This is a genomic window from Nocardioides sp. NPDC057577 (assembly GCF_042801335.1).
GTDB lineage: Bacteria > Actinomycetota > Actinomycetes > Propionibacteriales > Nocardioidaceae > Nocardioides.
This window is the reverse complement of the sequence record NZ_JBHVGB010000021.1, coordinates 40,128-51,248: the sequence shown is the minus strand read 5'-3', so window position 1 is coordinate 51,248 and position 11,121 is coordinate 40,128. Positions and strand designations below refer to the sequence as shown.

Annotated in this window: 7 protein-coding genes; 1 reads left to right on the top strand and 6 read right to left on the bottom strand. The window is 71.5% G+C overall.

Annotated elements, in window-relative coordinates; all coding sequences use genetic code 11:
• Positions 1-344: 344 nt before the first annotated feature.
• The 6 genes from ACFU7D_RS07030 to ACFU7D_RS07005 form a co-directional block, all read right to left on the bottom strand.
• Positions 345-1,646 (bottom strand): guanine deaminase, encoded by a 1,302-nt coding sequence (locus ACFU7D_RS07030; RefSeq protein ID WP_378864983.1) that lies wholly within the window; start codon positions 1,644-1,646, stop codon positions 345-347.
• 8 nt (positions 1,647-1,654) lie between these two features.
• Complete coding sequence (xdhC, locus tag ACFU7D_RS07025; protein WP_378864979.1) at positions 1,655-2,482, bottom strand: xanthine dehydrogenase accessory protein XdhC; 828 nt, start codon at positions 2,480-2,482, stop codon at positions 1,655-1,657.
• Positions 2,470-4,848, bottom strand: a complete 2,379-nt coding sequence (xdhB, locus tag ACFU7D_RS07020) for a xanthine dehydrogenase molybdopterin binding subunit (protein ID WP_378864976.1) — start codon at positions 4,846-4,848, stop codon at positions 2,470-2,472. Before xdhB ends, xdhC begins: the two co-directional genes overlap by 13 nt.
• The gene (locus tag ACFU7D_RS07015) at positions 4,845-6,326 is read right to left on the bottom strand and encodes a xanthine dehydrogenase small subunit (RefSeq protein ID WP_378864973.1); all 1,482 of its coding nucleotides are present in this window, start codon (positions 6,324-6,326) and stop codon (positions 4,845-4,847) included. Before ACFU7D_RS07015 ends, xdhB begins: the two co-directional genes overlap by 4 nt.
• Positions 6,323-8,278, bottom strand: coding sequence for a 2-oxo-4-hydroxy-4-carboxy-5-ureidoimidazoline decarboxylase (uraD, locus tag ACFU7D_RS07010; RefSeq protein ID WP_378728840.1), 1,956 nt, complete (start codon positions 8,276-8,278; stop codon positions 6,323-6,325). The genes ACFU7D_RS07015 and uraD overlap by 4 nt, the downstream gene beginning before the upstream one ends.
• Positions 8,279-8,563: 285 nt before the next feature.
• Positions 8,564-10,096 (bottom strand): PucR family transcriptional regulator, encoded by a 1,533-nt coding sequence (locus tag ACFU7D_RS07005; protein ID WP_378864970.1) that lies wholly within the window; start codon positions 10,094-10,096, stop codon positions 8,564-8,566.
• Positions 10,097-10,292: 196 nt separating this feature from the next.
• Between ACFU7D_RS07005 and ACFU7D_RS07000 the strand changes: the two genes are divergently transcribed.
• Positions 10,293-11,114: a hydroxypyruvate isomerase family protein gene (locus ACFU7D_RS07000; protein ID WP_378864967.1), complete on the top strand. Its 822-nt coding sequence runs from the start codon at positions 10,293-10,295 to the stop codon at positions 11,112-11,114.
• Positions 11,115-11,121 lie beyond the last annotated feature (7 nt).

The window sequence follows — 11,121 nt, the reverse complement described above, 5'->3', positions numbered from 1 at the left end:
GTGCTGCCGAGTCGTCCCGTCCTTACCTGAATTCCCGTCGAGTCGGCTCGTTATGACGAGCCGACTCGGCCTGGTTTTGGGTCAGGATGCGCCGAGTCGAGCTTGTCGACGACTGCCGAGGCGTCACTTGCGTCGGCCGAGGTGGCATCGGCTTGACCACTCGGCCGACCTCCGTGCCGTCTCGGCCGACGTACGTGACGTCTCGGCCGGCGGGGGTGACGCCTCGTCGGGGTGCTGCCGAGTCGTCCCGTCCTTACCTGAATTCCCGTCGAGTCGGCTCGTTATGACGAGCCGACTCGGCGTGGTTTTGCGTCAGGATGCGCCGACTCGGCGCTGGGGTGAGGTCAGCCGACGAGGTGGGGGTCGGGGGCGGTGATGAGGTCGCCTTCGATCCAGACGCTGCGTACGTCAGCGGGGGTGCCTAGGGCGAACATCTTGGCTAGGGCGTCGGCGGCGTCCGAGGCGTGGGCGAGGCCTACGTCTAGGGGGGTGCTGGGGGCGGGCTTGATCCACTGGGCGTCGAAGCGGCGGCCGGGGGAGAAGTCGCCGATGGCGGCTCCCAAGCCCAGGGCTTCGGCTCCGGCAACCGTGGCGAGGTGGAGGAGGTGGGTGGGGGTCAGGGGGTGACCGGCCTCGCCGAGGAGCTGCTGGGCAACGTACGCCCCCAGGCCCTCCTTGAGCAGGGAGAACCCGGTCCCGGCGCCGACGTCGGAGCCCATCGCGACGCGTACGCCGTGGGCGCGGTGGCGGGCGAGCGGGAAGAGGCCGCTGCCGAGGGCCGCGTTGCTGGAGGGGCAGTGTGCGACGGCGGCTCCGCGCGCGGCCAGCAGTGCGAGCTCGGGGTCGGTGGGGTGCACGTTGTGCGCCAGGACGGTGCCGGGGCCGACCAGGCCGTGGCGGTCGTAGGAGGTCACGTAGTCGCAGCCGAACAGCGCCTCGACGGTCTCGATCTCACGGATGTTCTCGTTGACGTGGGAGGTCAGCATCGCCCCGGGTACGGCCTTCAGCACGTCGGCGCAGGCCGCGAGCAGGTCGTCGGTGCACGACAACGAGAACCGCGGGGTCACGGCGTAGCGGGCTCGGCCGACGCCGTGCCAGCGGGCGGCGAGCGCGAGCGACTCCTCCCGGGCCCGGTCCGGGTCGGTGAACAGGTCCTCGCGGATGAGCCGGTCGCTGACCACCAGGCCGCTGGTGATCCGCAGCCCGACGCGGGCGGCCTCGGCGAAGACCGTGTCCACGGCGGGTGCGAAGTGGCTGCCGAAGACCAGCGCCGTGGTGGTTCCCGCGCCGACCAGGCCGCGTACGAAGTCGGTGGCCACGCCCTCGGCGTAGGCCGGGTCGGCCAGGCGTGCCTCCTCGGGGAGGGCGGTCCGGTCGAGCCAGTCGAGCAGCGGCATGCCGAGGCCGCCGATGACGCGTACCTGCGGGAAGTGGACGTGGGTGTCGACGAATCCGGGCAGCACGAAGCCGCCGGTGAGGTCGACGACCTCCTCCTGGGGGTGCTGTCCGCGCAGGTCGGCGAACGACCCGCGGGCGCGGATCACTCCGTCGCGTACGAGCAGCGCGCCGTCCTGCTCGGTGCGGAGCCGACCGCCGGTGAAGGGGTCGTCGGGAGTGTCGAGGAAGGTCCCTCGGTAGAGCGTCATTCGGGATGTCACCTTGATTGTTGTTCGGTCTTCGCGGGGTCGCCCGCGAAGAGTTGCAGCAGCCGGGCCGCGACGCTGACCGCGATCGTGGCCGGCTCCTTGCCGCCGAGATCTGGAAGCCCGATGGGCGTGGTGATGCGGGCGATCGCCTCGGGGGCGTGCCCCTCGTCGGCGAGCTTGGCCCGGAACCGGCTCCACTTGGCGCTTGATCCGATCAGGCCGATCGACCCGAGATGCCCGGCACGCAGAGCCGCGTCGCACAGGGCGGCGTCCTCGGCGTGGTCGTGGGTCATGATCAGGACGTGGGTGCCCTCGGGCAGCTCGCCGATGACGAGCTCGGGCAGCACCGGCACCTGGTGGACGTGGACGCCGGCAACGGCGTCGTCCAGCCCGCGCAGGTGTTCAGGGGAGAGCTGGGCGGCGCGGGAGTCGACCAGGTGCAGCTCGAGATCGTGGCGGGCCAGGATGCGGGCCAGCTCGACTCCGACGTGGCCCATCCCGAAGACGGCCACGGACGGCACCACGGGCAACGGCTCGAGCAGCAGCTCGACCTCGCCGCCACAGCACTGCACGCCGTGCTGGTAAGGCGCCTTGTCGGAGAGTGACACCTTCATCGACTCCGGTGTGCCTAGACCGTCGTCGAGCATCGCCCGGGCGCGCTCGATCGCGACCGCCTCCAGGTTGCCACCACCGACGGTGGCCCAGGTGCGGTCGGCCGAGACGACCATCTTCGCCCCGGCCTCGCGCGGCGAGTGGCCGCGTACGGATGTCAGGGTCACGAGTACGCCGGGAACGCGCTGCTCACGCAGCCGCTGGACGGCCTTCAGCCACTCCATGTCATCACTTCCTCGCGGGGCATGGTCTCGGGCACCTCGGGCGTACGTGCCCGGTCGAGCGCCCAGAAGACCGCCTCGGGCGTTGCCGGGGAGGCCAGGTCGACGCTGGTGCCGGCCGGCCCGAAGGCGGCGGCCGCCTCGCGCAGCGCCTCGCGGACCGAGAAGGCCAGCATCAGCGGCGGCTCGCCGACGGCCTTGGAGCCGTAGACGGCACCCTCCTCGTGGGCCTTCTCGAGCAGCTTCACGCGGAAGTCCTCGGGCATCTCGGAAAAGCTCGGCAGCTTGTAGGTGCTCGCCGCCTGCGTCGCCAGCCGGCCCCGGTTCGGTCCGTCGGAGGTGTCCCAGCGCAGGTCCTCCAGGGTCAGCCAGCCGGCGCCCTGCACGAAGCCGCCCTCGATCTGGCCGATGTCGATCAGCGGGCTCAGGCTGTCGCCGACGTCGTGGACGATGTCGACGCGCCGCAGCGTGTAGGCACCGGTGAAGCCGTCGACCTCGACCTCGGCGGCCGCGACCCCGTTAGCGAAGTACTTGAACGGCTCACCCCGCATGACGTTGGGGTCCCAGTGCAGACCCTCGGTGCGGTAGAAACCGGCCGCCCACAGCTGCACTCGCTGGTGGTAGGCGGCGTTGACCAGCTCGTTCCAGCCGATCTCCCCCGAAGCGGGGGAGAGGCCGTGGACGACGCCGTCATCGAAACGTACGTCGCTGGGGCTGATCCCGAGACGGCCGCCGGCGACCTGGGCGAGCCGTTCGCGGATCTGCTCGCAGGCGTTCTTGATCGCGGCCCCGTTGAGGTCCGCGCCGGAGCTGGCCGCGGTCGCCGAGGTGTTGGGCACCTTGTCGGTGCGGGTCGGGGCGAGGCGTACGCGCGACAACGGGAGGCCGAGCGCGGTGGCCGCCACCTGGAGCATCTTGGTGTGCAGGCCCTGGCCCATCTCGGTGCCGCCGTGGTTGATCAGCACCGAGCCGTCCTTGTAGACGTGGACGAGGGCGCCGGCCTGGTTGAAGGCGGTGAGGTTGAACGAGATGCCGAACTTCACCGGCGTCATCGCCAGACCCCGCTTGGTGTGGGGGTGGCGACTGTTGAAGTCGGCGATCTCCGCGCGTCTCCGCGTGACCTCGCCGGACGAGGCGACCTGGTCCCAGCAGGCCGCCAGCCGGTCGGCCTGCTTGACCGCTTGGCCGTACGGCGTGGTCTGGTTCTGCTGGTAGAAGTTGCGTCGCCGCAGCTCGAGCGGATCGATGCCGAGCAGCGGCGCGCACCGGCCGAGCAGGTCCTCCATGACGAGCATGCCCTGCGGTCCGCCGAAGCCGCGGAAGGCGGTCTGCGAGGTCTTGTTGGTGCGCGCGACCCGGCCGTCGACCCGGATGTTCGGCACCCAGTAGGCGTTGTCGATGTGGCACAGCGCGCGGGCCAGCACCGGCTCGGAGAGGTCGAGGCTCCAGCCGCCGTCGGCGGTGAGCGTGGCCTCGAGGCCCACGATGTGCCCCTCGTCGTCGAACCCGGCCCGCCAGGTGCTGTGGAAGCCGTGGCGCTTGCCGGACATGGTGATGTCCTGGGTGCGGTTGAGCCGCAGTCGCACGGGCCGCCCGGTCAACCGCGCGCCGAGCGCGGCGATGGCCGCGTAGCCGTGCGGCTGCATCTCCTTGCCGCCGAACGCGCCGCCCATCCGCAGGCACTGGACGGTGACCTCGTGGCTCGGGACGCCGAGCACGTGGGCGACGATCTCCTGGGTCTCGGAGGGGTGCTGGGTGCTGCTGTGCACCAGCACCTGGCCGCCCTCGTCGACCAGGGCGAGGGAGACGTGGGTCTCGAGGTAGAAGTGCTCCTGGCCCGCGAACTCGAACTCGCCCTCGAAGACATGGGCGGCCTTCTCGATGGCGGCGACGGCGTCGCCGCGCTCGAGGTTGCGCGGGGTGCCCTGGAAGCTCTCGGCGGCGATCGCCTCCGGCACGGTGACCAGCGACGGCAGCGGCTCGTAGTCGACCTCGACCGCGGCCGCGCCCAGCCGGGCGGCCTCGAGTGTCTCGCCCAGGACCCAGCACACCGCGTGGCCGTGGAACATCACCTCGGTGGGGAAGAGCGGCTCGTCGTGCTTGACGCCCGCGTCGTTGACACCGGGTACGTCGTCGGCGGTGAGCACTCGGACGACGCCCGGGACCTCGTACGCCTTGTCCGGGCGGAGCGAGGTGACCAGGGCGTGCGTGTGCGGGGCCTGGACCGGCCAGGCGTGCAGCGTGCCGGCGATCCGGCCGACCAGGTCGTCGGTGTAGAGCGCCTCGCCGGTGACGTGCAGCGCGGCGCTCTCGTGCGGGAGCGGGATCCCGACGATGGGGTTCTCGGGACGTTCGGACAGGGCGCTCATACGGGCACCTCCTCCAGTTCGGCAGGGCGGTGGGTGTGGAAGAGCCGCAGCAGCGACTGGCCGAGCATCGCCGAGCGGTAGGACGCGCTCGCACGGTGGTCGTCCATCGGGGTGCCCTCGGTCGCGAGGACGGCCGCGGCGCGGCGTACGGACTCCTCGGTCCAGGGCCGGCCGACCAGCGCGTCCTCGGTGGCGACCGCGCGCAAGGGCGTCGCGGCGACGCCGCCCAGACCGATCCGGGCGCGGACGACGGTGCCGTCGACGATCTCGAGCGCATAGCCCACGGCCACGCTGGAGATGTCGTCGAAGCGGCGCTTGGCGATCTTGTGGAAGCCGACGAGCGGGGCCAGCGGCAGCGGGAGACGTACGCTCCGGATCAGCTCGTCCGCGGCCAGGACCGTCTCGCGGTAGCCGGTGAAGTAGTCGGCCAGCGGGACGACGCGCTCACCGCGCGGCGAGGCCAGGACGACGTCGGCGTCGAGCGCGAGCAGCGCCGGCGGGGCGTCGCCGATCGGGGAGGCGGTGCCGATGTTGCCGCCGATCGTCGCGCCGTTGCGGATCAGGCGCGAGGCGAACTGCGGGAAGAGCTCGGCCAGGAGCGGGACCCGGCCGTTGAGCTTGCGCTCGATCTCGGTCAGCGTGAGGGCGGCACCGATCTCCACGTGGCCGGTCCGGAAGGAGAGCTCGCGCAGCTCGGGCAGGCGGTCGACCGCCACGACCAGCGGCGCCCGGCGGCCGCGGATGTTGACTTCCACGCCCCAGTCGGTCGAGCCGGCGACTATCTGCGCCTCCGGCCGTTCGACCAGAAGATCGAGCGCGTCGGTGAGCGACCGAGGCCGTACGAACTCGGCGCCGTCGACGGCGATCCGGGTCGGTCGGACCTCGGGCGGCGGCTGCTGCTGTCGCGCGGCGAACGCGTCGTCGGCCTCGGGTGCGCCGAGGGCGTAGGCGGCGTCCCGGATCGGGCGGTAGCCGGTGCAGCGGCACAGGTTGCCGCTCAGCGCGTGCAGGTCGACGCCGTTCGGGCCGTGCTCGTGGTCGCAGGCGGCGGTGCCGTCGGCCTCTGCCGCCGGCTCGCGGCTCGGACGGTAGTACTCCGCGGCGAGGCTGCAGACGAAGCCCGGGGTGCAGTAGCCGCACTGCGACCCGCCGCGTACGGCGAGCTCCTGCTGGACCGGGTGGAGGTCGCTGCTGGATCCGAGCCCCTCGCTGGTGACGATCTCCTGGCCGTCGAGCGCGGCGATCGGCACGAGGCAGGCGTTGACCGAGGTCCACTCGGTCGGCGAGATGGTGCCGGGCCGGGCGACCATCACCGAGCAGGCGCCGCACTCGCCCTCCGCGCAGCCCTCCTTGGCGCCGGTCAGGCCGCGGCCTCGCAGCCAGTCGAGGGTGGTGGTGTGGGTGGCGACCCCGGTCAGGGGCACCTGGTCCCCGTTGACCGTGACACCGGGGACACCGGGGGCGCTGGGTGTGGTCATGGCTGGCTCCGGATCGGGTTGCGGGTGCGGGCGCTGTGGATCGGGTTGGCATCGCGCAGGAAGTCGTCGAAGCGGTGGCCGGCGATCTTGGCGATCTCGATCAGCGCGGCGGCGTGCTCCTGGCGTTCGCAGTTCCCGAGCCTCGACCGACCCTCGGCGAGGATCCGGTCGAGCGAGTCGGAGTCGCGTACGGAGATGACCAGCGGGAAGCCGAAGCGCTCGTGGTAGGCATCGGTGAGCGAGGTGAGTGCCTCCTGGTCCGGCTCGGCCAGGTGGGTCAGGCCGCGCGAGGACTGGTCGCGCAGCGACTCCTCGCCGACCATCCCCTCCGAGACCAGGCGCGAACCCAGCTCGGGGTAGGCCTCGATCAGCTCGCGCTGCTCGTCGACGGAGCCGCTGAAGAGGGCGTCCTGGAAGGCGCGGCGCAGGGCGTGCGTGTCCGCGAACGGCCGTTGCTCCCAGGCCCGCTCGACCATCCACCGCGGTCCCTGGAAGAGACCGTCGAACGTCTCCACGAATTCCGTACGTCCCATCTGGTTGACCTGGTCGAGCCGGACGCCCTCGCCGGGCTGGCCGGCGACGGCCGGGCCGTAGTCCGGGCCGACGTGGTGGAACAGGATGTTGAGCACGATGGCGGTGAGGCTGCCGAGGGTGATGCCGCTGCCGAAGATGATCTCGGCCCACCCCGGGACGGCCTGGGAGACCTCGGGCTGCGCGGTGACGTACATCGCCAGGCCGACGCTGGTCGCCACGATCACCACGTTGCGGTGGTCGTGGAAGTCGACCTTGCTGAGCGTCTGGAAGCCGACGACCGCGACCGTCGCGAACATCGCCAGCGCGGCGCCGCCGAGGACGGGGTGCGGGATGCCGGCGACGATCGCGCCGACCTTCGGGAGGAGTCCGATGAACACCATGATCAGACCCGCGGTGGCGACCACCCAGCGGCTCTTGACCCGGGTCAGCCGGACGAGGCCGACGTTCTCGGCGAAGCAGGTGTAGGGGAAGGAGTTGAAGACGCCGCCGATGGTGGTGGCCAGGCCGTCGGCGCGCAGTGCGCGGGCGATGTCGTTGCGGCCGATCCGCTTCTCGACGATCTCGCCGGTGGCGAAGACGTCACCGGTGGTCTCGACGGCGGTGATCAGCATGACCACGATCATGGACACGATCGCGGCGGCGGAGAACTGCGGCCAGCCGAAGTGGAACGGCGTGGTCACGCCCACCCAGTCGGAACTGGCGACCGCGTCGAAGTGGGCGTCCCCGAGGGCCCAGGCGACCAGGGTGCCGACGACCAGGCCGACGAGCACGGCGACGGTGGCCATGAAGCCCTTGAACACGCGCTGGATGATGACGATCAGGGCCAGGGTGCCCAGGGCGTACGCCAGGTTGCGGCCGCTCGTCGGGTCCGCGGTCGGGCCCGCGCCGCCGACGGCGTCCCCGGCCGCGACCGGGAGCAGCGCGATGCCGATGATGGTGATCACCGAGCCGGTCACGACCGGTGGGAAGAACCGGATCAGCCGGCTGAAGTAGGGGGCGATGAAGAACGTCGCCAGACCGGCCACGATCACCGCGCCGTAGATGACGAGCAGCCCGTCGGTGCCGCCTCCGGCAGCGAGCCCGATCGCGATCATCGGCGAGACGGCGGTGAAGGTGACACCCTGCAGCAGCGGCAGGCGTACGCCGACCTTCCAGAAGCCGACGGACTGGATGATCGAGGCGATGCCGCAGGTGAACAGGTCGGCGTTGATCAGGTGGATCAGCTCCTGCTGACTCAACCCAATCGAGTTGGCGAGCAGGATCGGGACGATCACCGCTCCGGCGTAGAACGCGAGCACGTGCTGGAGGCCGTAGACGGCGAGCTTGCCCGCCGGGAGCACCTCGTCGACGGGGTGGGTGGGGCGGCCACCGTCCTTCTTCTGGGGCCGGATCGACCTCAGGACTGCTCTCGCGTTCATCCTCACACCTTTCTCGGGGCGCCCTGGTGGGCAGGTGAGCTGTGACTCTCACCACAGCCTGGTCTCTTGGGGTCCCGAGCGGCACCCGCCGATCATCCGAAGATGGGGTCGGCGTGGATCCGGGCTTTGTGTGATCCTCCAGGATGGCGTTCCGCCGGTTTCGGATCGGTTTCTGCGAGGTGAAACTCGGCTCCGGGATCGCATGTAACACGCTGTTCGTAGGACTATCCGGTCGTTCCGATAGGGCGAGTAGTCCTACGAACGACGTGTTACACCGGCGGCGGATCAGAGCGATCGGAGCGCGAGGAAGACGTCGACCCGATCCTCCATCGTGGTCAGGTCACGCCCGGTCAGCTCCTCGACCCGGGATATCCGGTAGCGCACGCTGTTGACGTGGAGATGGAGCGACTCGGCCGTACGCGTCCACGACCCGGCGTACGTCAGGAACCGGTCGAGCGTCGGCACCAGATCGCTGCCGGTGCGCTGGTCGTGCTCGAGGACGGGGCCGAGGACGCGCTGTGCGTAGGTGCGGCGGATGTCGTCGGGGACCGTGGCGAGCAGCAGTACGTGCGAGGTGACCTCCTCCGAGCTGGACAGCGCCACCGCGCCGCCGCCGGAGCGGGCGACCCGGTGCGCGAACCGGGCCTCCTCGAGCGCACCGGCCAGCGCGTCGATGCCGCTCTCGCCGCTCAGCCCCACGGACAGCGAGCCGCGGACCAGCGCCGGCGCCAACCGGGTGAGCGAGCGGCGCAGCTGGTCGGTGAGGTCCGGACGGGACGGGAGGAACGCGACGGCGCAGCCGTCGCGGGCGCTCGCGACCACGGACGGCCCCAGGCCGAGAGCCACATCCTCGAGCACCGCAGCGACCGCGTCCGGCGGACCACCCGGCCCGAGCTCGGCCACGGCGAGCACGAGCGGCCGCTCGGGATCGAGCCCGGACTGGCGCAGCCCGGTCGCGATCTCGGCAGGTGAGGCACCGGCCTCCAGGTGGGAGAGGGTCGCCGCCGCGAGGGGGCGCCGGACCCGGAATCCCTCGTCGCGCCGGGAGCGGTCCAGCGCGGTGATGGCACCGAACTCGTGAACCATGTCGAGGTCCTCCCGCGGCCAGGTGGTGTGGTCGCCCTCGACCGCCACGGTCCATCCGGTGAGGCGGTCGGCCAGGCCCGATCCGATGGGGAAGAGGGAGTAGCTGCGGTCGCCCGCCTCGGCCACGGCGGGCAGCAGGTCGGCCGTCAGGAAGCGGCGGGTCAGCGCGTCGACCGTGTCCGGATCGAGCTCTCCGGGGCCGGGTACGACATGGCGCCCGCTCGCGGTCAGCACCCGGCACGCATGGCCGATCTCGGAGGCCACCCGGGCGGCCAGCTCGTCGAGGCTGCGGCCCGAGGCGATGGCGGAGAGGAGCTGGCGCTGGCGGGCCAGGCTGGCCGACATCCGGGCGCTCGCGCCGGCGGCGCCGGCGGCCGCGACGTACTCGGTCACGTCGGCGAACGCCACGTCTCCGGGCACCTCGACCAGGGCGACGTGGTGGCGTCGGCAGGCCTCCACGAGGTCGTCGGGCACCGCGCCGAGCAGGGCCGCTCCGGCCAGCAGACAGGTCGCGCCGCCGTCGGCGATCGAGGAGACGAACGTCTCGCTGTCCTCGGGGCCTCGCCGCCAGACGAGGCCGGTGAGGACGAGCTCCCCGCCGTTCAGATAGCGGCCCGGCTCGAGCAGGTCGATCGTGATCGTCCGCCCGACCGGACGCTCCAGCGAGCCCTCCGGGGCGTGCAGGAGTCGCAGGCCCAGGGTGGGCGTCTCCAACAGCTCTGCCAGTAGCACGGTGCCTCCACGGTCCGCAGTCCGTCAGCCGCGTCTTGGAGGAACGTACAACGCCCGCGCACGTGCACGGGAGGCCCGTTGTCGTTTCTTCATCAGTTTGCGGCCGAGTCCTGCACGGGGTTGACGTGACTCCGCTCACATCCTTATATTTCGAATGTCAGAAATCAAATTCCGCATTACGGAAGGAATGGTGAGCATGTCCCACCAGCTCCGCTACGAGGTGAACTGCTCGATCCTGTTCACCGAGCTCCCGCTGCTCGAGCGCCCCGCGGCGGTGAAGGCCGCCGGCTTCGACGCGGTGGAGTTCTGGTGGCCGTTTGCCGAGGCGGTGCCGTCCGACAAGGACGCGGACGCCTTCGTCGCCGCCGTGCAGGACGCCGGCGTGCAGCTGGTCGGCCTCAACTTCTTCGCCGGTGACATGCCCGGCGGTGACCGCGGCCTGGTCTCCTGGCCGGCCCGGTCGGCGGAGTTCCGCGACAACATCGACGCCACCATCGGCATCGGCGAGCGGCTCGGCTGCACCGCCTTCAACGCGCTCTACGGCAACCGTGTCGACGGCGTCGCCGCCGAGGCGCAGGACGAGCTCGGCGCCGAGAACCTCGCGCTGGCCGCCCGCGCCGCAGCCCGCATCGGAGGCACCGTGCTGGTCGAGCCGGTCAGCGGTGCCGACCGCTACCCGCTGCTCACCGCCGCCGACGCGATCGCGGCGATCGACCGCGCCGGCGAGGCCAACATCGGACTGCTCGCCGACCTCTACCACCTCGCCGTGAACGGCGACGACGTCGACGCGGTGATCGCTGCGTACGCCGCTCGGATCGCCCACGTCCAGATCGCCGACGCCCCGGGCCGCAACGAGCCCGGCACCGGCGATCTCCCGCTCGAGCGGCAGCTCGCCGCCCTCGAGGCGGCCGGATACGCCGGCTGGGTCGGGCTGGAGTACAAGCCCGCCACGACTACGACCGAGAGCTTCGACTGGCTGCCGCGAGACCGCCGCGGCGCCGCGACCGCCACCCGCTGACGACCCC